The sequence below is a fragment of the Streptomyces sp. NBC_01481 genome, from assembly GCF_026339995.1.
In the GTDB taxonomy this organism is placed as follows: Bacteria; Actinomycetota; Actinomycetes; order Streptomycetales; family Streptomycetaceae; genus Streptomyces.
On sequence record NZ_JAPEPT010000007.1, the window covers coordinates 46,202 to 66,826 of the forward strand.

Here is a 20,625-nt window from a genome sequence, read left to right on the forward strand (position 1 = left end):
AGATCCGGACCACGGATGCGTGACAGCTGTCGATGGCAGAGGATCGGAGCGATCCTTAGGTTTCACGGTGGTTCTTCGTGCCGTTCCCGATTCGTTCGGTTCCGGCCTCCTTCTGCCCCTGTTTCCGTGGAGGTGCCCCGTGCTGGGTCCCGTGATCCTCGCCGCGTCCCGCAGCGACAAGATGCGACGTTTCGTCTCGGCCGCCCCCGGGACCAAGCAGGTCGTCTCGCGGTTCATCGCCGGTGAAACCGTCGAGCAGGTCATCCCGATCGTCAGGGAGACCGTCGCCAAGGGCCTCGAGGTCACCCTGGACGTCGTCGGCGAGGACATCACCACCCGCGAGCAGGCCTACGCCGCGCGCGACGCCTACATGGAACTGATCGAGCACCTCGAAGACCTCGGCCTGGGCGCGAAGGCCGAGATGTCGGTCAAGCTGTCGATGTTCGGCCAGTCGCTGGAGGGCGGACACGAGCTGGCGCTCGCCAACATCCGCCCGGTCGTCGAGGCCGCCGCCTCCATCGGCACCACGGTCACCCTGGACGCCGAGGACCACACCACCCTCGACTCGATGTTCGCCATCCACGAGGAGCTGCGGAAGGACTATCCGCAGACCGGCTGTGTGATCCAGGCGTACCTCTTCCGCACCGAGGACGACGCTCGCCGGCTCGCCGAGGCCGGCTGCCGCGTCCGCCTCGTGAAGGGCGCGTACAAGGAGCCCGCGACCGTCGCGTACCAGAGCAAGGCCGAGATCGACAAGGCGTACGTCCGCATCCTCAAGATCCTCATGGAGGGCGAGGGTTACCCGATGATCGGGTCCCACGACCCGCGCCTCATCGCCGTCACCCAGGAGCTCGCCCGCCGCGCCGGGCGCAAACTGGACGAGTACGAATTCCAGATGCTGTACGGCATCCGCAGCGACGAGCACGTCCGGCTCGCGGCGGAGGGCCACCGGATGCGCGTCTACACGGCGTACGGAACCGACTGGTACGGCTACTTCATGCGCCGTCTCGCCGAGAAGCCGGCCAACCTGCTGTTCTTCGTCCGGTCGATGATCACCAAGGGCTGAGCCCTCCCACCCCTCATAAAGGAGTAACGGAACTCATGGACGCTGTGACCCAGGTCCCCGCCCCGGTCAACGAGCCGGTGCACGGCTACGCCCCCGGTTCCCCCGAGCGCGCCCGTCTGGAGGCCAAGCTCAAGGAGCTGTCCGAGAACCCGATCGAGCTGCCGATGACGATCGGCGGCGTCAGGCGGATGGGCGGCGGCGAGCGCTTCGACGTCGTACAGCCGCACAACCACAAGGCGGTCATCGGCACCTTCGCCGGGGCCACCCAGCAGGACGCGCAGGACGCGATCGACGCCGCGCTCGCCGCCGCCCCGGCCTGGCGCGCGATGTCCTTCGACGACCGTGCCGCGATCATCCTGCGCGCGGCCGAGCTGCTGGCCGGTCCGTGGCGCGAGACGCTCGCCGCCTCCACCATGCTGGGTCAGTCGAAGACCGTGCAGCAGGCCGAGATCGACACCCCCTGCGAGCTCGTCGACTTCTGGCGCTTCAACGTCAAGTACGCCCGCGACCTGCTCGCCGAGCAGCCGCCGGCCAACTCGCCGGGTGTGTGGAACCGTCTGGACCACCGCCCGCTCGAAGGCTTCGTCTACGCGATCACGCCCTTCAACTTCACCGCGATCGCGGGCAACCTGCCCACCGCGCCCGCCCTGATGGGCAATGTCGTGGTGTGGAAGCCGTCCCCGACGCAGACGCACGCCGCCGTGCTGCTGATGCAGCTCCTGGAGGAGGCGGGCCTGCCCAAGGGCGTCATCAACCTGGTGACCGGTGACGGCATCGCCGTCTCCGAGGTGGCGCTGAACCACCCCGACCTGGCCGGTATCCACTTCACCGGCTCGACCAGGACCTTCCAGCACCTGTGGAAGACGGTCGGCACCAACATCGAGAAGTACCGCTCCTACCCGCGCATCGTCGGTGAGACGGGCGGCAAGGACTTCGTCGTCGCCCACCCGAGCGCCGACCGCGCCGTGCTGAAGACCGCGCTGACCCGTGGCTCCTTCGAGTTCCAGGGCCAGAAGTGCTCGGCGTCCTCGCGTGCCTACGTCCCCGCCTCGATCTGGAACTCCGGCTTCAAGGAGGAGTTCGCGGCCGAGGTCGACGGGATCAAGATGGGTGATGTCACGGACCTGTCGAACTTCATCGGCGCCGTGATCGACGAGCGGGCCTTCGCCAAGAACAAGGGCGCGATCGACCGCGCGAAGGCGGACCCGAGCTGCACGATCGTCGCGGGCGGGACGTACGACGACTCGGTCGGCTACTTCGTCCGCCCGACGGTCGTCGAGTGCTCGGACCCGGCCAACGAGGTCTTCACGACGGAGTACTTCGGCCCGTTCCTCGCGATCCACGTCTACGAGGACGACCAGTACGACGCGATGCTGGAGCAGATGGAGTCGGTGTCGGCGTACGCCCTGACCGGCGCGGTCATCGCCAACGACCGTGCGGCGGCGGCCCACACGATGGAGAAGCTGCGGTACGCCGCGGGCAACTTCTACATCAACGACAAGTCCACCGGCGCGGTGGTCGGCCAGCAGCCCTTCGGCGGCGGCCGTGCGTCGGGCACCAACGACAAGGCGGGCGCCCCGCAGAACCTGATGCGCTGGACGCTGACCCGCGCGATCAAGGAGACGCTGGTCGCGCCGACGGACTACTCCTACCCGCACATGGGCTGACGCCCTCCGCGTCGCCCCCCTGTACGCCGCCCCCGTCCCGGCCCCCCGCCCGGCCGGGGGCGGCTCACGTTCGGCGGGTCTACGCTGCTGGAAGGGACGCCGGAAGGAGGGCGTGATGCCGGGATCAACGACGCTGAAGGCCGGACACGGAGTCGATCCGATCGAGCACACCGACGCGGTGCGGCTGGCCTCCGTACTGCGGGAGCTGAGCGGTCTGCTGACCGTGGACGGGCCGAACCGGCTCACTGATGCGCAGGTCAGCGCCTTGTGCGGCGGACAGGTCCAGCACCGGCAGGAGTTCACCGAGTGGGTCGACCGGCTTGCGCGGGAGCTGAGCCGCAGGGTGAAGGCCTGAGCTGCCCCGGGGAAGTCCGGCGCGTCAGGAAGCAGTCCCGAAACGCCCGGTGGCGCTCGACCGGAGCCGTGGTCGGCGATCCGGCCGAGCCGGATGCCCTGCCGGACAGGGCATCCGGCTCAGTCGCCGGTGGCCTCGGCGGCTTCCTCGGCCAGGCGCTTGATCGCCGAAAGCCGGGCGTCCCACTCCGAGGCCACACGGTCCATCCACCGCGCCGTGACACCCAGCCGCGCGGGCAGCACCGTATAGCGCGCCTCGCGGCCCTCCCGGTGTCCGGCCACCAGGCCGGCCCGGGCGAGGACCGCGAGATGCTTGACGATGGCCTGCCGGCTGACCGGCAGTTCCGTCGCCAGGACGGTGGCGGTCGCCTCGCCGTGCGCGGCGAGGGCGTCGAGTATCCGGCGGCGGGTCGGGTCGGCCAGCGCCGACAGGACCTCCGTCACGGCGTCCTGGCTCGATTCCGTTGTCATGCGGCGAGCTGCTCCGCGTACTTCTGGAGGTTGCCGACCACCTCGGTCCAGCCCGTCGAGTGGCTGTCGTATCCGGCGGTGGCGGCCTTGTCCTCGGGGATGGCGAGGGCGGCGAAGCCCGTCTCAACCACGCGCAGATGGGTGCCGTCGCCGTCCGGGGTGAGGGTGAACTCCACCAGCGTGGAGTTGCCCTCGACGGCCTGCTCCCCGGGGAAGGCGCTCGCCCAGCGGTACGAGAGGTGGTGGGGCGGGTCGACCTTCACGATCGTGGTCGGGAACTGCCCGTACTCGCCGTGGTCGAGCTGCATGGTCCCGCCCGGGCGCAGGTCGACCGGGGTCGGCCTGCCCTGGCCGAACCACGAGCCGACGTGCTCGGGCTCCGTGAGGACGGCCCACACGCGTTCCACCGGTGCGGCGATGGTGATCTCTCGTTCGATGCGATCCCTGCTCATGATCCCTGCCTCCTGTTCGGCCGTAACGTGCTACTCAATGGTTGCACGTCCCGGAGGCTCGTGCAACCCCTCGGTTGCACTAGAGGCCTGGGAGGGTGCCGAGCATGAGTGAGACGCTGCGCACCGGCCACACCTTCGAACTCAGCCCCGCCGAACTCCTTGAGATCCGCACCCTGTTGACGGACGCGTTCCACGGGAACTTCAGCGACGACGATTGGGACCACGGCCTGGGAGGCGTCCATGTGCTGGTGCACGAGGACGGGGATCTCGTCGCGCACGGCAGCGTGATCCAGCGCCGGGTGATCCACCGGGGCCGCTCACTGCGTATCGGATACATCGAGGCCGTGGCCGTACGCGCCGACCGGCGGCGGCGCGGGCTCGGCGGCCTGGTGATGGAAATGCTGGAGCGGGTGATCGACGGGGCGTACGACTTCGGCGCGCTCTCCGCCTCCGACGACGGGGCCGAGCTGTACCGGGCGCGCGGCTGGCAGCTGTGGCGGGGCCGGATCGAAGCGCTCGGCCCGAGCGGAGTGGTGCACCTCCCGGACGAGGAGGGCACCACCTACCTGCGGCCGTCCGCCGCCCGGCCGCTGCCCGACCCGTCCGCCGCGCTGCTCTTCGACTGGCGCGACGGCGACGTCCTCTGATCCGGCAGCGGCTCAGATCGCCGGCGTCCCGCGCCGTCCGCACCGACGGTTATTCGACATACCCGGGATCTGTGCAACTCACCCGCTCCGCTAGCATGTTCGAGCTCACAAAACGATCACATGAAATATGACAAATCGGCTGAAAATTGATATCTGCGGTAACGCGAGAGCGAATAGAGGGCAGCCTTCGGTTGGCTGCATGGCGTCAACCACGCGTCATGCTGTGGGGCGCGGTGACTGTGGTGGGCCTGGGATTCCTCGTTGCACTGGAGATCGCCGCGCGTCGGTACGGCGAGCGGGGGCCGATCACCGACCAGGCGCGAGAGGTGATATTCGCCCCCAAATCGGGCACGGTGTTGTACGTCAGTATGGCGCTGATGATGGTGGTGCTCACCTGGCGGCAGCGGTTCATCGCAGTCGGCGCCGCGATCGGAATCGATGTCGTCTTCTGGCTCGTGAGGAGAGCCGTCGACGCCGAGATGATGTACGGCAACGGCGCGTTGTGGGTGACTTTGGCCTGTGCCGTCATCGCCCTCACGCGCCGCACCGGCCGGGACCGCGTCCTGCTGCTGAAAGGCGTCGGACTGGCCCTGCTGCTGGTGGCCGGCCGCAAGACCGGCTACACCTGGCTGCTGATCACGTCGAAGACCCGCCCGGCGGTGCTCGACCAGTACGTGGCAGCCGCCGATCACGCGTTGGGCAATCCGTCGTGGCTGGTAGGCCGGATTGTCGCGGCCACCGGCACGGTCGGCGCCCAGGTTCTCAACTGGGTCTACGTTCAGCTCGCGGTGGGCGCCGTCGTCGTCGCGGTGTACCAGCTGCGCAACGTGGCGGTCGAGCGCCGCTTCCCGGGCCATCACCTGGTGAGCACCTTTCTGGTCATCGGCCTGCTCGGGCCGGGCATCTACATGATCTACCCGGTGGTCGGACCGATCTTCGCCTACGGTGCCGACGGGGGGCACTGGGCGGTGGCCAACCTGTGGCCGGACACGCCGCCGCCTGTCGGTACCCCACACCCGATGCCCTTCGACGAGATCACCCCGCGCAATTGCATGCCCAGTCTGCACACGGCGTGGGCTACCGCGATCTTCATTCATTCCCGCAAGGGCCCGCGGGCGCTGCGATTCGCAGGCACGTTCTGGCTGATCGCCACGCTCGGCGCAACGCTGGGCTTCGGCTACCACTACGGCGCGGACATCATCGCCGGTGTGGTGTTCACGCTCACGATCGAGACGGCGCTGCGCTCGCGAGACCGCGGCTGGGACCGGACGGGAATCCAGCTGGTCGTCTACGGTGCCGTGGTCTTCGCTGCGCTCTTGGCGTCGTATCGCTATCTGTCGATGGAGATGGCCGAATATCCGTGGGTGTTCGGGCCGCTGCTCATTCTGGCGATGACCTCAGTGGTCTACGGCTACGTACGGACCACCAAGCTGTGGGATCGGCAGGCGGCGTCGGCGCATGTGCCGGAACCGCGACGCGAACCGCAGCCCGAGCTGGTTTGAGTCATGTGGCCGGTCGAGATTGCCGGTCGGCGTAACCGAGAAGTGTCGCCGTCAGGGCCGTGATCCGCGAGCTGAGGGCGCTCTTCAGGTGATCGCCGTCTCAGATAGTAGGAAGTCCGACTAACTGTGGAGACAGAAGCGCGTACCTGTCCTAGCTTTGTAGAAGCCGAACGTCTCGCTCGATCCAGCGAATGGCGGTCGTGAGCACGTGCCCCCAAGCAGGCAACCCCTGCGGCACCGCTCCCCGCCCCTTCCGGCGCCTCGAATCAAAGTGTGATTCCAAGGAGTCGATCACCATGCCCGCTGAGACCGCACGCCGCGTCCGCCGTTCCTCCCGTACGAGCGAGTCCGACCGCAAGAATGCCGCCGCCGCCCTGCAGCGAGCCCTCGACCGCAGGGACAACGGCGGCTCCACCGGCCACTAGAAAAGCCGTCGGTCCACTAAAGCGCCGTCAGCTCGAGGACCGCTTGACCTCGAAGTAGTCGATGCGCTTGCCGCTCTCGGCGAGCGCGGAGACCTTCAGCACCGGCGCCGTACCGGACTCCGCCTCCACCGCGAGGAAGGAGAAGCCGGTGTAGCGCACCCGCGACCACTCCACCGTGTCCGGGTCCGGCAGCCGCAGCTTGGTCCAGTGGAAGGTCAGGATGGTGTCGTGGTCATGGACATTGCCCTCGTAGCTGTCCTTGACCCCTAGCCCGAAGCTGTAGAGCTCCTTGCCGGCGCCGCCCGCCGTGACGTACACGATGCCGTCCCGCGTCGGGTCGGTCGACGCCCCGACAGGCACCGGCTTGCCGACCTCGCCGCCCTTGATCGCGTCCGTCCGCTCGTAGACGTGGTTGTGGCCGTTGATCACCAGATCGACCTGGTGCTTGGTCAGCAGCGGCAGCCAGGCGTCGCGCACCCCGCCGTCGGAGGCGTGGGTCGACGTCGAGTACATGCAGTGGTGGAAGAAGACCACCACGAAGTCGATCCCCGGCTGCGCCCGCAGTTCGGCCAGGCGCTTGTCGAGCCAGGCCGTCTGCTTTCCTTCTGTGTAGCCCTTGTTGGCGGGAATCTCGTACGAGACGTCATTGGCGTCCAGCGCCACGACGCCGACGTTCCCGTACACGAACGAGTAGATGCCGGGCGCGTTCGCCGGATCCGGTCCGTTCTCGGGCATCGACCAGCGGGCCGATTGTCCGCCGTAGCCGTTCGGCGAGTACCACGCCTCCATGTCGTGGTTGCCGGTGGTCACCATCCACGGCACCCGCGAGGCCACGCTGTCGGTCTGCGCCAGGAACTGGTCCCACACCCGCGCGTCGTAGGTGTCGGACTCCTTGCCCTGCCCGCTGCTGTCCGCGTAGCAGATGTCGCCCGCGTGCAGATGGAAGGACGGGTTCTGACCGAGGATCAACTGGTCGTTGGCGAGCGCGTGATAGCTCACGCCCTGGTCGCCGAAGGCCGTGAAGACGAACTTCTCGGGGGATGCCGGAGCCGTGCGGAAGGACCCGATGGTGGACATGCGCTCGGGCGTCGTCGGGTCGAAGCCGTCGTGCCCGATCCCGTAGTAGTACGTCGTCCCCGCCTTCAGCCCGTCCAGGCCGACATGCAGGTAGTACTGATCGACCGCGGGCAGCTTGCTGGAGAGCGACGGCGTGTGCAGGGCGCGCACCTCGGCCTCGATCTTGCGGCTCAGCTCCCAGGGGGTGACACCGACCCGCAGATACGGGTTCTTCACCGCGAAGGGCACCTGCCACGAGATCCGCATCTGGGTCTTCGGGTCGGCGCCGAAGGCGAGATGCCGTCCGAAGGGGGCGACCACCGAACCGTCCACGTGCGCGGTCGCCGGGGCCGATGCGAGCTCGGGCGACGCCGCGCTCGCGGTGGACGAGCGCCCCAGCAGCAGTCCGGCGCCGCCCGCCACGCCGGCCGCGAGCCCGCCGGCCAGCGCGCCGCGCCGGGACAGCTTGGGGCGGGCGTGCCGGGCGCGCAGGTACTCGTGCTGCTCCGGCATGCTCATCCGGCGGGCCAGCTGCTCGGGAATCCCGACGTGGGGGGTGTCCTCAGTCATGGCCGAAAACTTGCCAGTAACTTACGACTCCCCGCCAGACGCCGGATGAACGAAAGTCAAACCGGAGCTGGTTGATCCGTGGAGCCCGGGTCGTCCAGATGGTGGACATCAAGTGTCATTGGATGGGACGCGGAGTTAGGGTGCCGACATGTCTCGCAGCATCAATCTCGCAGTGATCCCCGGTGACGGCATCGGCCAGGAGGTCGTGGCCCAGGGCCTGAAGGTCCTGACGGCCGTCCTCCCGCAGGATGTGAAGCTGGAGACCAAGGAGTACGACCTCGGCGCCCAGCGCTGGCACCGCACCGGAGAGACCCTCCCCGACGCTGAGCTCGACTCCCTCAAGAACCACGACGCGATCCTGCTCGGCGCGATCGGCGACCCGTCCGTGCCGTCCGGTGTGCTGGAGCGCGGGCTGCTGCTCAAGCTCCGTTTCGCCTTCGACCACTACGTCAACCTGCGTCCGTCGAAGCTGTTCCCCAACACCGCGACCCCGCTGGCCGGCCGCCCCGACATCGACTTCGTCGTCGTCCGCGAGGGCACCGAGGGCCCGTACACCGGCAACGGCGGTTCGCTGCGTACCGGCACCGAGCACGAAGTCGCCACCGAGGTCAGCCTGAACACGGCGTTCGGTGTCGAGCGTGTCGTCCGTGACGCGTACGAGCGGGCGAGCGCCCGCCCCCGCAAGAAGCTGACGCTGGTCCACAAGAACAACGTCCTCGTCTATGCCGGCCACATGTGGAAGAACATCTTCGACCGGGTCGGCACGGAATACCCCGAGGTCACCACCGACTATCTGCACGTCGACGCGGCGACGATCTTCTTCGTCACCCAGCCGGAGCGCTTCGACGTCATCGTCACCGACAACCTTTTCGGTGACATCCTCACCGACCTCGCCGCTGCCGTGACCGGCGGTATCGGCCTGGCCGCGTCCGGCAACATCAACCCGACGGGGACCTTCCCGTCGATGTTCGAGCCCGTCCACGGCTCGGCGCCCGACATCGCGGGCACCGGCAAGGCCGACCCGACGGCCACGATCCTGTCCGTCGCCCTCCTGCTGCGCCACCTCGGCTTCCAGGCCGAGGCTGTGCGTATCGAGGAGGCCGTCTCCGGGGACCTCGCGGGACGCGACGGCAGCACGGTCCGTACGACGGACGAGATCGGCGACGCGCTCGCGGTACGAGTAGCGCGCTGACCCGACGCTTCCACCAAGCCGCCGGGTCGCAACCGCACCCGGCGGCTTCTCCTGTGCGGCCTCCGGGTGCCACCATTCATCCCTGGACCGCATTCACCCCGTTTCGTGCACGGTGCCCCGCGGGCGATAATCGAACGCGGGCCGCGGCATGCGGGAAAGCTCGGACGTCCTAGCAGTCGCAGCGGCGTGAGCGCGGTCCGTCACAACAACCGGTGAAGGACACTGCACTCATGACGACGCCCACGATCGAGCTCAAGCCCTCCTCGCACCCGCTGTCCGACGCGGAGCGCGAGGCGATGCTGGTCAACCCCGGATTCGGCCGCCACTTCACCGACCACATGGTGACGATCAAGTGGACGGAGGGGCGTGGCTGGCACGACGCACAGCTCGTCCCGTACGCGCCGCTGTCGATCGATCCGGCCAATATGACGCTGCACTACGCGCAGGAGATCTTCGAGGGCCTCAAGGCCTACCGCCGCCCCGACGGCTCCGTCGTGACCTTCCGCCCGGAGGCCAACGCCGAGCGCTTCCAGCGGTCGGCCCGCCGCCTGGCGATGCCGGAGCTGCCGGTCGAGACCTTCATCGAGGCCTGTGACGCGCTGGTCCGGCAGGACAGCGCCTGGGTGCCCGCGCACGGCGGCGAGGAGTCGCTGTACCTGCGCCCGTTCATGATCGCGACCGAGGTCGGCCTGGGCGTGCGCCCGGCCAACGAGTACCTCTTCATCGTCATCGCATCGCCCGCCGGCGCCTACTTCCCCGGCGGCGTCAAGCCGGTCTCCATCTGGCTGTCCGAGGACCGCGTGCGCGCCGTCCCCGGCGGCATGGGCGACGCCAAGACCGGCGGCAACTACGCCGCGTCCCTGCTCGCCCAGGCCGAGGCCGCCGCGAAGGGCTGCGACCAGGTCGCCTACCTCGACGCCGTGGAGCACAAGTGGGTCGAGGAACTGGGCGGCATGAACCTGTACTTCGTGTACGGGAACCGCATCGTGACCCCCGAGCTCACCGGCTCGCTGCTCGCCGGCATCACCCGTGACTCGCTTCTGCAGCTCGCCAAGGATCTCGGTTACAAGTCCGAGGAGGGCCGCGTCTCCATCGACCAGTGGAAGGCCGACACCGAGAACGGCACGCTCACCGAGGTCTTCGCCTGCGGCACGGCCGCGGTCATCACCCCGGTCGGCCTGGTCAAGTCCGCGAGCGGCGAGTGGAAGCAGTCCGGCGGGCAGCCGGGCGAGGTCACGCTGAAGCTGCGCAAGGCGCTGCTGGACATCCAGACGGGCAAGGCGGAGGACATCCACGGCTGGACCCACCAGCTGGGCTGACGCCGGCTTGTGCGGTACGTACGAAGGCCCGCCCCCGGGTTCGAACCGGTGGCGGGCCTTCGTGGTCCCGGGGGCCGCCGCCGTCAGGCGGACGCCTCGACCGTGGACGGTTCCGGCGCGGCGACTGCGGCCGTAACCGGAGCCCGCAGGGTCAGCAGCAGGTAGGTCAGTCCGCCGACCAGGCCCGAGAGGATGAAGCTGCAGTCCACTCCGCCGGTCAGGGCGAGCAGCGGGCCTTCGTAGACGGTCGTGGAGACCGCGGCCAGGCCGACCGCCGCGCCCAGGGCCCAGGAGGCCGTGGCGCTGATGTTCCAGCCCGCGCGGTACCAGTAGATGCCGCCCCGGGCGCGGCGGTTGAAGACCTGCAGGGCGTCGGGGTCGTACCGGCCGCCGCAGCGCACGTATCCGATCAGCGTGATGACCGCCCAGGGGGTGCCGATGGCGGTCAGCAGCAGGACGAACGATGTCATGGCCGACTGAACGTCCCAGGCGAACGAGCCGAGGAACACGAAGGTGGTCGCGACGACGGCGGCCATCACCGTGGCCCTGGTGCGCGTGGCCTTCGGCAGGATCGCGTCCAGGTCGAGGCCCATCGAGTACAGCATCAGACCGGCGTTGCCGACGGAGCCCGCCGAGGCCGCGAGAAGCAGCGGCGCCAGGTACCAGAAGGGCGCGGCGTCGACGAGCGGCCCGGCGTACTCGAGACCTGCGCGGGCGGCGAGCGCCGTGTACGTACCGAACAGCTGCGGTACCAGCAGGCCCAGCAGGAGGCCGAGACAGCTCGCCCAATACACCGTGCGGGTGCTGTGGCGGCGCGGTGAGATGTAGCGCGTGTAGTCGCCGAGCAGCGTGATGAAGGCGACCGGGCCGCTGAGCCCGGCGGCGACGGCCGCGAGCAGCCAGGTGGGCCAGAAGGAGCCGAGCAGATACGGGGTGTCGGGCGGCGCGGCCGTGATGAAGTCGCCCGCGTAGGCGAAGACTCCGAGCAGCAGGAGGGCGACCATGCCGATGGAGAGCACCTTGCTGAGGCGGAGCAGCAGCCGGTAGCCGTAGATCGCGGCGACGACGGTGCAGCCCGCGAGCAGCGTGTACATCAGGGCGCGGGTCGCTCCGCCCTCGGGCAGGCCGATCAGCCGGGACAGGGTGCCGACCATGACGTCGCCGCCGATCCACAGCGTCAGGGCCGTGTACCCGAGCGAGAGCAGCAGACCGACGACCGAGCCGACGAGCCGGCCGCGTACGCCGAACTGGGCGCCGCTGGACGTGGAGAGGTTGGTCGCCGTGCGCAGGGAGATCAGGGCGAGCGGCGCTGTGACGAGGATGCCGGCCAGCGTGCCGATGACGATCGCGGTCACCGACGGCCACAGGCCGAGCCCGAATGACGGCGGCAGCCAGCCGAAGACGATGACGCCCAGGCAGAGGTTGGAGCCCAGAAGGATCGACACGAGGTCGCGGGGCCCACTTGTGCGCTCTTCGTCGGGGATCGTGTCGACTCCGCGCTGTTCTATCGGCATGGGGGACTCCCTGCTCGGTCGGCGACTGTTTGAGTGACGCTCAATGTGACTGAGGCAATGGTGGTACGTCAATGCTTCCGTGAAAGGAAACTCGCCGTTAGAGTGTCGTTCGAACTGGAGGTGTGGTGACGTGCGACTGACCCCGACCGAGCGGGACCGGCTGCTGATCTTCGGCGCCGCCGAACTTGCGCGGGCCCGCCGGGCCCGCGGCCTGAGGCTCAATGTCCCCGAGGCCACCGCGCTCATCGCGGACACCGTCTGCGAGGCGGCGCGCGACGGACGCAGGCTCGCCGAGGCGATCGAGGCCGCGCGCGGCGTGCTGGGCCCCGACGACGTTCTTCCCGGTGTGGCGGACGTGGTCACCGAGGTCCATGTGGAGGCCGTCTTCGACGACGGATCACGGCTCGCCGTGGTCTCCGACCCCATCGGCGGCGCCGGTCTGGGAGCCGGCGCACCCGGCGCCCTCCTACCCGGCCCCGCGGACGCCGAGCCCGAGCCCGCACTGCGGCTCACCGTGCGCAACACCGCGGCCGTCCCCGTCAGCGTCACCTCGCATTTCCACTTCTTCGAGGCCAACCCCCGGCTCCACTTCGACCGGGCCGCGGCCTACGGCATGCGCCTGTGCGCTCCCGCCGGATCCTCCGTCCGCTTCGACCCGGGCGGCGAGGCCGAGGTCGGCCTGCTGCCCATCGGCGGTGACCGGATCGCGATCGGCTTCGCCGGACTGGTCGACGGCCCGCTGGACGGGCCGGGCGCGAAGGAAGACGCCCTGCGACGCGCGGCGGCATGCGGCTACCTGGGCGCGGAGGGCACCTGATGGACCCGTACGAGTACGCATCCGTGCACGGCCCCCGCGCCGGGGACCGCGTCGTCCTGGGCGACAGCGGACTCGTCGTCCGCGTCGAGTCGGACGCCCAGAAGCACGGCGACGAATTCCTCGCCGGTTTCGGCAAGACCGCGCGCGACGGACTGCACCTCAAGGCCGCGGCCGTCCAGGAGACCTGCGATGTCGTGATCAGCAACGTGCTGGTCATCGACGCCGTGCAGGGCATCCGCAAGGTGTCCGTCGGCATCCGCGAGGGCCGTATCGCGGCCATCGGGCGGGCCGGGAACCCCGACACCCTCGACGGCGTCGACGTCGTCGTCGGCACGGGCACCTCGATCGTCCCCGGCGAGGGCATGATCGCCACGGCCGGTGCCGTCGACACCCATGTCCATCTGCTCTCGCCGCGGATCATGGAGGCTTCGCTCGCCTCCGGCGTCACCACCGTCATCGGCCAGGAGTTCGGGCCGGTCTGGGGCGTCGGCGTCAACTCGCCGTGGGCCCTGCGGCACGCCTTCAACGCCTTCGACGCCTGGCCCGTCAACATCGGCTTCCTCGCCCGCGGTTCGTCCTCGAACGACGCGCCGCTCGTCGAGGCGCTCGCCGAGGGCGGCGCGTCCGGTTTCAAGGTCCACGAGGACATGGGCGCGCACACCCGCGCCCTCGACACCGCACTTCGGGTGGCCGAGGAGTACGACGTCCAGGTAGCCCTGCACAGCGACGGCCTGAACGAATGCCTGTCCGTCGAGGACACCCTGAAGGTCCTGGACGGCCGTACGATCCACGCCTTCCACATCGAGGGCTGCGGCGGCGGCCACGTACCGAACGTGCTCAAGATGGCCGGTGTGCCGAACGTCATCGGCTCCTCCACCAACCCGACCCTGCCCTTCGGCCGGGACGCGGTCGCCGAGCACTACGGGATGATCGTCTCCGTACACGACCTCAAGACCGACCTTCCCGGCGACGCCGCCATGGCCCGCGACCGGATCCGGGCCGGGACGATGGGCGCGGAGGACGTACTGCACGACCTCGGCGCGATCGGTATCACCTCCTCGGACGCGCAGGGCATGGGGCGCGCGGGCGAGACCGTACGCCGCACCTTCGCGATGGCCGGGAAGATGAAGGCCGAGCTGGGCCCCATGGAGGGCGACGGCGCCCACGACGACAACGCGCGCGTACTGCGCTACATGGCCAAGCTGACGATCAACCCCGCCATCGCGCACGGGCTCGCCCACGAGATCGGCTCCATCGAGGTCGGCAAACTCGCGGACATCGTGCTGTGGAAGCCGCAGTACTTCGGGGCGAAACCGCAGCTCGTACTGAAGTCGGGCTTCCCGGCCTACGGGGTTACGGGCGACCCGAACGCCGCCACCGACACCTGTGAACCACTGGTCCTGGGGCCGCAGTTCGGGTCGTACGGAGCAACGGCCGCGGACATCTCGGTCGCCTTCGTCGCCGGGGCCGCGACCGAACTGGGCTCCGACATGATGCCGACGCGCCGCCGCCGGGTCGCGGTGCGCGGCACCCGCGGCATCGGCCCGGCCGACCTGCGGCTCAACTCCCGCACCGGCGACGTGGGGGTGGACGGCCGCACCGGCCTGGTCACGCTCGACGGCGAACCGCTGCGGTCCGAGCCCGCCGAATCGATCTCCCTCAACCGCCTCTACTTCCTGTAAGGGATCACCGATGACCTTCCGTATGCCGCCCGAGTGGGCCCCGCACGAGCGCACCTGGATGGCCTGGCCCGGCCCGAACGTCACCTTCACCGGGGACGACCTCGCCGAGTCCCGCCACGCCTGGGCGTCCGTCGCCCAGGCGGTACGCCGCTTCGAACCGGTCACCATGGTCGTCGGGCCCGGCCAGGCGACGGAAGCCCGCGCGCTCCTCGGCCCGGACATCGACCTCGTCGAGCGTGAACTGGACGATGCGTGGATGCGCGACATCGGCCCGACCTTCGTCACCGACGGGAAGCAACTGGCCGCCGTGGACTGGGTGTTCAACGGCTGGGGCGCGCAGCACTGGGCCAGCTGGGACCACGACGCGAAGATAGCCCGCCATGTCGCGGACCTCGCCGGGGTGCCCGTGCACGGCTCGCCCCTCGTCAACGAGGGCGGCGGCATCCACGTCGACGGAGAAGGCACGGTGCTGCTCACGGAGACGGTGCAGCTGGGCCCCGAGCGCAACCCCGGCTGGACGAAGGACGAGGTCGAGGCCGAGATCCACGGGAAGCTCGGCACGACCAAGGCGATCTGGCTGCGGCGCGGACTGAGTGCCGACTACCCGCCGCACGGCTTCGGCACCCTGGGCCACGTCGACATCGTCGCCGCCTTCGCCGGGCCGGGCGTCATAGTGGCCCACACCCAGCCGGACCCGGCCCACCCCGACCACGAGCTCTGCAAGGAGAACGTGGAGATGCTCAGGCTCCAGACCGATGCCCGCGGCCGCCGCATCGAGATCATCGAGGTCCCCGCGCCCACGGTCACACGGGACGAGGACGGCGGCTGGGCCGACTACTCCTACATCAACCACTACGTCTGCAACGGGGGTGTGGTGCTGTGCTCCTTCGACGACCCGCGCGACGAGATCGCCGCGGGCATCTTCCGCAGGCTCTATCCGGACCGCACGGTCACGCTGGTCGACGCCCGGACGATCTTCGCCGGGGGCGGCGGCATCCACTGCATCACGCAGCAGCAGCCGAGGGTCTGATCGTCCGCCCTCCTGACGGTTCGCGATCCGGTAGAACATACGGGTGAACGTGTTCCTGAGTGCGGTTGCCGCCGTATGACCCCCGCCCCGCGCCGCCGCAATATCGCGCCGCCCCGAGAGTCCGTGCTCGCAGCCGCCATGGCCACCATCGCCGAGCGCGGGCTCGACGGGCTGACGATGGCCGGGCTCGGGCGGGAGGTCGGGATGAGCAGCGGGCATCTGCTCTATTACTTCCGCACCAAGGACGAACTGCTGCTGCAGACACTGGAGTGGAGCGAGGGCCGCCTCGGCGCCGAGCGCGGTGCGCTGCTCTCCCGGCAGGGCCCGGTGCGCGAGCGGCTCGACGCATACGTCGATCTGTACGTGCCCGACGGGCCGCGCGACCCCCACTGGACGCTCTGGCTCGAAGTCTGGAACCGCTCGCAGAGCGCCGACGCCGACGCGCGGGCCCGCCAGGCCGCCATCGAGGGGGTCTGGCACCGGGATCTGGTCGCGCTGCTCGCCGAGGGGATCTCGCGCGGCGAGTTCCGCGCGGTCGACGCCGACCGCTACGCCGCCCGGCTCCGTGCCCTCCTCGACGGCTTCAGCGTGCATGTCGCCGTCGGCATACCGGGCACCGGGCGGCCCCAGGTTCTGGCCCATGTGAGGGAGTTCCTCGACGACTCGCTCTTCTCGGGAGCGTAGGCCCCGCAGCTCCTCGGGAGGCCGCTGCGCCCGACGGGGCCTCGCTCCGGACCCCCGGTATGCGACCTTCGGCCGCATGTCCTCAAACGCCGGACGGGCTGAAATGGGCTGCCCCGGCGCGTGGGCGACCGCATCGTGAGACTGTCGTCCACACCCGCCCGGGCTGTGGCACACTGCCACCGTGCTCTCATTCGCCATGATTATCGGCAAGAGCGCGCCGGTCCGCAGTGACCGCTGACCCGTGGACAGTAACCCCCCGCGGCAGCGGCACCGTGCCCCAGACCCGCGCGCAGACCTCTCGCACCCGCGAGAGGTTTTTTCGTTTTACGGCCCCACCCCGGCCAAGGAGCGAACCGCGCGAAGATGGGGGCAAGTGGAGCCAGAACTTCCGGAGCCACGAATCCGACAGGAGTCAACTCAGCCATGACCACGGAGACCGACGACAGCTTCCATGTCTTCGACACGACGCTCCGCGACGGAGCCCAGCGCGAGGGCATCAACCTCACCGTCGCGGACAAGCTGACCATCGCGCGGCACCTGGACGAATTCGGCGTGGGCTTCATCGAGGGCGGCTGGCCCGGTGCCAACCCCCGGGACACGGAGTTCTTCTCCCGTGCCCAGCAGGAGATCACCTTCCAGCACGCCCAGCTCGTCGCCTTCGGCGCCACCCGCCGCCCCGGCGCCAGGGCCGCTGAGGACCCGCAGGTCAGGGCCCTCCTGGAGTCGGGCGCTCCGGTGATCACCCTGGTCGCCAAATCGCACGACCGGCATGTCGAGCTGGCCCTGCGCACGACCCTCGAAGAGAACCTGGAGATGGTCCGCGACACCGTCTCCCACCTGCGCGAACAGGGCCGCCGCGTCTTCGTGGACTGTGAGCACTTCTTCGACGGCTACCGCGCCAATCCGGAGTACGCCAAGTCCGTGGTCCGCGCCGCGGCCGACGCGGGCGCCGATGTCGTCGTGCTGTGCGACACCAACGGCGGCATGCTCCCGGCCCAGATCCAGGCCGTCGTCTCCACCGTCCTCGCGGACACCGGCGCGCGCCTGGGCATCCACGCCCAGGACGACACCGGATGCGCCGTCGCCAACACCCTCGCCGCCGTCGACGCCGGCGCGACGCACGTCCAGTGCACCGCCAACGGCTACGGCGAGCGCGTCGGCAACGCCAACCTGTTCCCGGTCGTGGCCGCGCTGGAGCTCAAGTACGCGATGAAGGTGCTGCCCGAGGGCGCGCTGGCCGAGATGACCCGTATCTCGCACGCCATCGCCGAGGTCGTCAACCTCACGCCCTCGACCCACCAGCCCTATGTCGGGGTCTCGGCCTTCGCGCACAAGGCCGGGCTGCACGCCTCCGCCATCAAAGTCGACCCCGATCTCTACCAGCACATCGACCCCGAGCAGGTCGGCAACACCATGCGGATGCTCGTCTCCGACATGGCGGGCCGCGCCTCCATCGAGCTCAAGGGCAAAGAGCTCGGCATCGACCTCGGCGGCGACCGCGCGCTGGTCGGCCGGGTCGTCGAGCGGGTCAAGGAGCGCGAGCTCAAGGGCTACACCTACGAGGCCGCGGACGCCTCCTTCGAGCTGCTGCTGCGCGAGGAGGCGGAGGGCCGGGCGCGCCGTTACTTCCGTACGGAGTCCTGGCGGGCCATCGTCGAGGACCGCCCCGACGGCACGCACGCCAACGAGGCCACGGTGAAGCTGTGGGCCAAGGGCGAGCGCATCGTCGCCACCGCCGAGGGCAACGGCCCGGTCAACGCGCTGGACCGGGCGATGCGGGTCGGGCTGGAGAAGATCTATCCGCAGCTCGCCAAGCTGGAGCTGATCGACTACAAGGTCCGCATCCTCGAAGGCCGCCACGGCTCCGAGTCCACCACCCGCGTCCTGATCACCACGGGCGACGGAGGCGGCGAGTGGGCCACGGTCGGCGTTGCCGACAATGTCATCGCCGCCTCCTGGCAGGCACTGGAGGACGCGTACACCTACGGCCTGCTGCGCGCCGGGGTCGAGCCCGCCGAGTAGCGGCCGGACAGGTTCAGCGCTGCCGGGTCAGGGCTGAGGGCTCAGGTCTGGAGCCGCCACTTCTGGTTGGCGGCTCCGGTGCACGACCAGATCTGCGCCCGGGCCCCGTTCGCCGATGAATTGCCTGTCACGTCAAGGCACTTGTCGGCCGGTGCGTTCACCAGGTCGCCGGTGGACGCCTGCCACCGCCACTGCTGCGCGCCCGAGCCGTTGCACCCGTACAGCTGGACCTTCGTGCCGTCGGCCGTCGATCCTCCCGTCACGTCCAGGCACTTGCCGAGCGCCTGGACGGTGCCGTCGGAGCGGACCGTCCAGCGCTGGGCAGCCGTGCCGTTGCAGTCCCACAGCTGTACGGCCGTGCCGTCGGCGCCGGAGCCGCCCGCCACGTCGAGGCACTTTCCGGCCAGCCCGACGAGGCTCCCCGTCGAGTCCGTACCGCCGCCCTGCGTGCCCGACCACGTGAAGGTCGCGGACGTCTTGCCGGGCAGCGAGTACGTGGCGTGCTGCCCGCCCCAGTTGACGGTGAGGGACTGCGCCGACGAGGAGTCGTTGTACGCGATCAGCGCCTTCGAGCCGTCCGGGTTGCGCCAGGCCACGTTCGGCACGGCCGCGCTCGCCGTGGAGGCGATCCGCTGGGCGCCGGGCCGGACGAACTTCGTGAGGTGGCCCATCGTGTAGTACTCGATCATGTAGTCGACCTGGCCGTGCCGGCTGTCCCCGTTGTGGACGGTGATCAGCCCGTCGCAGCCGCCGCAGCCGCCGTTGTGCGGACCCCGGTTCTGGTCGACGGCCAGGGACCATTTGGTCACCGACTTCACCCAGTTACGGGTGTAGTCGACGATGTTCAGCATGTCCTCGCGCTGCTGGTTGCCGATCCAGGTGCCGCCCGAGTGCTCGGTCTGGAAGGCGTCCAGCTGCGGGTACTGGTTGTGCACCTCGGTCTGCCGGGAGACATTGCCGCCGTAGCCGTGCCAGGCGATCCCGCCGAAGTTCGGGTGGCTGCGCACCGCCGCGTCGTTCACCGTCGCCGCGGCGTACGCGTCGTAGGTGTCCCAGTTCCAGTCGTGCGCGAGCACCTTGGTGGGCAGGCCCGCGGACTGGAGCTTGGGCAGCAGCTCGCTCTTGGTGAAGTAGGCCAGACCCGAGGCGTTCCAGCTCATCGACGGATAACCGGCGCAGCAGGTCGGCTCGTTCTGAGCGGTGACGTAGTCGACCGGGATGCCCTGGTCGCGGTAGGCGTTCAGATACTTCACGAAGTAGTCGGCGTAGGCGCCGTAGAACTCCGACTTCAGCCAGCCGCCGTTGAGCTCTCCGCTGTCCTTCATCCACGCGGGCGCGGTCCACGGCGATGCCACCGTCGTCAGCGCGGGGTTGAGCTGCTTGGCCTGTCTGGTCAGCGGCAGTACGTCGGCGAGATCGTGCGCGACGGAGAACTTCGACAGGGAGGGGTCGGTCTGGCCTGCCGGGACGTCGTCGTAGGTGTAGCCGAAGCGGGCCAGGTCGGAGCCGCCCATCGGATTGCGTACGAAGGAGAGCCCGATGCCCTCGGTGGGGGAGAAGAGCTTCTTCATCGTCTCGTCGCGGGTCGCCTGCGAGAGTGCGCCGCTGCTCTTCATCAGCCAGGCCGCGGTGTCGGTGAAGGAGGCTCCGCCGCCGGTGAAGGTCTGGAAGCGGGTGCTCTCGTCGACGGTGATGTTGGTTCCCGAACCGCCGCTGCCCGCCTGGAAGGTGAGGGGCGTCTGCTGCTGGAGCCCTCGTGTGACATGCCTGCCGCCGGCGTCGTCGGTGGTGGTGAGCCAGATGTTCACCTGCTCGCCCGCGGCCTGCGCCGAGCCGGTCGTCAGACCGGTCAGTCCGGCGGCGGCCAGGGCGGATGCGAGCAGGATCCTGATCGTTCTTCTGCGTCGTGCCATGGGCTGGGGCCCTCTCCGGCAGTGGTGTGGGGGTCGAGGCCAGAGTGAACTGCCGTTGGGTATGGCCGTCAAGGGATTGCGCATTCAGGATCTGAACGCACAACGGCCAAGATCCGCCCAGAAGTTGGGTTCGGACCAATCTCGGCGTGAAGTATTGACGGCACTCTTCGCCAGGGGTTAACTCACCGCCCAGACCCCGGGACCGGTTCCGGAACCGGTCCCAGCACCCGCCCAAGCCCTCG

The 20,625-nt window shown here is 69.4% G+C and carries 18 protein-coding genes; 13 read left to right on the forward strand and 5 right to left on the reverse strand.

Annotated elements, in window-relative coordinates:
- Positions 1-139 precede the first annotated feature (139 nt).
- From OOK40_RS32110 to OOK40_RS32120, 3 genes are all read left to right on the forward strand, one after another.
- On the forward strand, positions 140-1,066 hold the full coding sequence (locus tag OOK40_RS32110) for a proline dehydrogenase family protein (RefSeq protein WP_266488636.1): 927 nt from the start codon (positions 140-142) through the stop codon (positions 1,064-1,066).
- A 35-nt stretch (positions 1,067-1,101) separates the two neighbouring features.
- Positions 1,102-2,733 carry an L-glutamate gamma-semialdehyde dehydrogenase gene (gene pruA / locus OOK40_RS32115; RefSeq protein WP_266488638.1) on the forward strand — a complete coding sequence of 544 codons (1,632 nt, stop codon included), beginning with the start codon at positions 1,102-1,104 and terminating at the stop codon, positions 2,731-2,733.
- A 115-nt stretch (positions 2,734-2,848) separates the two neighbouring features.
- Positions 2,849-3,088 carry a hypothetical protein gene (locus tag OOK40_RS32120; protein ID WP_266488639.1) on the forward strand — a complete coding sequence of 80 codons (240 nt, stop codon included), beginning with the start codon at positions 2,849-2,851 and terminating at the stop codon, positions 3,086-3,088.
- A gap of 119 nt (positions 3,089-3,207) precedes the next feature.
- Here the strand turns inward: OOK40_RS32120 and OOK40_RS32125 are convergent, their stop codons facing one another.
- Positions 3,208-3,558 carry a helix-turn-helix transcriptional regulator gene (locus OOK40_RS32125; RefSeq protein ID WP_266488641.1) on the reverse strand — a complete coding sequence of 117 codons (351 nt, stop codon included), beginning with the start codon at positions 3,556-3,558 and terminating at the stop codon, positions 3,208-3,210.
- Complete coding sequence (locus tag OOK40_RS32130) at positions 3,555-4,010, reverse strand: SRPBCC family protein (protein WP_266488643.1); 456 nt, start codon at positions 4,008-4,010, stop codon at positions 3,555-3,557. Before OOK40_RS32130 ends, OOK40_RS32125 begins: the two co-directional genes overlap by 4 nt.
- Before the next feature lie 104 nt (positions 4,011-4,114).
- On the opposite strand from OOK40_RS32130, the gene OOK40_RS32135 reads away from it, so the two are divergent.
- The 3 genes from OOK40_RS32135 to OOK40_RS32145 all read left to right on the forward strand — a co-directional run bounded on the left by OOK40_RS32135 (position 4,115) and on the right by OOK40_RS32145 (position 6,584).
- Complete coding sequence (locus OOK40_RS32135) at positions 4,115-4,657, forward strand: GNAT family N-acetyltransferase (protein WP_266488646.1); 543 nt, start codon at positions 4,115-4,117, stop codon at positions 4,655-4,657.
- A 218-nt stretch (positions 4,658-4,875) separates the two neighbouring features.
- Positions 4,876-6,159, forward strand: coding sequence for a phosphatase PAP2 family protein (locus OOK40_RS32140; RefSeq protein WP_266488647.1), 1,284 nt, complete (start codon positions 4,876-4,878; stop codon positions 6,157-6,159).
- A gap of 296 nt (positions 6,160-6,455) precedes the next feature.
- Positions 6,456-6,584, forward strand: a complete 129-nt coding sequence (locus tag OOK40_RS32145; protein ID WP_266488649.1) for a hypothetical protein — start codon at positions 6,456-6,458, stop codon at positions 6,582-6,584.
- A 27-nt stretch (positions 6,585-6,611) separates the two neighbouring features.
- On the opposite strand, the gene OOK40_RS32150 is transcribed toward OOK40_RS32145, so the two are convergent.
- Positions 6,612-8,210, reverse strand: a complete 1,599-nt coding sequence (locus tag OOK40_RS32150) for a metallophosphoesterase family protein (RefSeq protein ID WP_266488652.1) — start codon at positions 8,208-8,210, stop codon at positions 6,612-6,614.
- Between the two features lie 148 nt (positions 8,211-8,358).
- Here OOK40_RS32150 and OOK40_RS32155 point away from each other — a divergent pair, with 148 nt between their 5' ends.
- Positions 8,359-9,402 carry a 3-isopropylmalate dehydrogenase gene (locus OOK40_RS32155; protein ID WP_266488655.1) on the forward strand — a complete coding sequence of 348 codons (1,044 nt, stop codon included), beginning with the start codon at positions 8,359-8,361 and terminating at the stop codon, positions 9,400-9,402.
- Between the two features lie 230 nt (positions 9,403-9,632).
- The gene (locus OOK40_RS32160) at positions 9,633-10,721 is read left to right on the forward strand and encodes a branched-chain amino acid aminotransferase (protein ID WP_266488657.1); all 1,089 of its coding nucleotides are present in this window, start codon (positions 9,633-9,635) and stop codon (positions 10,719-10,721) included.
- Between the two features lie 83 nt (positions 10,722-10,804).
- On the opposite strand, the gene OOK40_RS32165 is transcribed toward OOK40_RS32160, so the two are convergent.
- On the reverse strand, positions 10,805-12,235 hold the full coding sequence (locus tag OOK40_RS32165; protein WP_266488659.1) for a cytosine permease: 1,431 nt from the start codon (positions 12,233-12,235) through the stop codon (positions 10,805-10,807).
- A gap of 130 nt (positions 12,236-12,365) precedes the next feature.
- Between OOK40_RS32165 and ureA the strand changes: the two genes are divergently transcribed.
- The 5 genes from ureA to cimA all read left to right on the forward strand — a co-directional run bounded on the left by ureA (position 12,366) and on the right by cimA (position 18,470).
- Entirely contained in the window at positions 12,366-13,052 is a 687-nt protein-coding gene (gene ureA / locus OOK40_RS32170) for an urease subunit gamma (protein WP_266488661.1), read from the forward strand.
- Entirely contained in the window at positions 13,052-14,734 is a 1,683-nt protein-coding gene (locus OOK40_RS32175) for an urease subunit alpha (RefSeq protein ID WP_266488663.1), read from the forward strand. The genes ureA and OOK40_RS32175 overlap by 1 nt, the downstream gene beginning before the upstream one ends.
- A gap of 10 nt (positions 14,735-14,744) precedes the next feature.
- The gene (locus OOK40_RS32180) at positions 14,745-15,764 is read left to right on the forward strand and encodes an agmatine/peptidylarginine deiminase (protein WP_266488665.1); all 1,020 of its coding nucleotides are present in this window, start codon (positions 14,745-14,747) and stop codon (positions 15,762-15,764) included.
- Between the two features lie 75 nt (positions 15,765-15,839).
- Positions 15,840-16,448: a TetR/AcrR family transcriptional regulator gene (locus tag OOK40_RS32185; protein ID WP_266488667.1), complete on the forward strand. Its 609-nt coding sequence runs from the start codon at positions 15,840-15,842 to the stop codon at positions 16,446-16,448.
- Positions 16,449-16,871: 423 nt separating this feature from the next.
- Positions 16,872-18,470: a citramalate synthase gene (gene cimA / locus OOK40_RS32190; RefSeq protein WP_266488669.1), complete on the forward strand. Its 1,599-nt coding sequence runs from the start codon at positions 16,872-16,874 to the stop codon at positions 18,468-18,470.
- A gap of 41 nt (positions 18,471-18,511) precedes the next feature.
- Here the strand turns inward: cimA and OOK40_RS32195 are convergent, their stop codons facing one another.
- Positions 18,512-20,383, reverse strand: a complete 1,872-nt coding sequence (locus tag OOK40_RS32195) for a ricin-type beta-trefoil lectin domain protein (protein WP_266488670.1) — start codon at positions 20,381-20,383, stop codon at positions 18,512-18,514.
- Positions 20,384-20,625 lie beyond the last annotated feature (242 nt).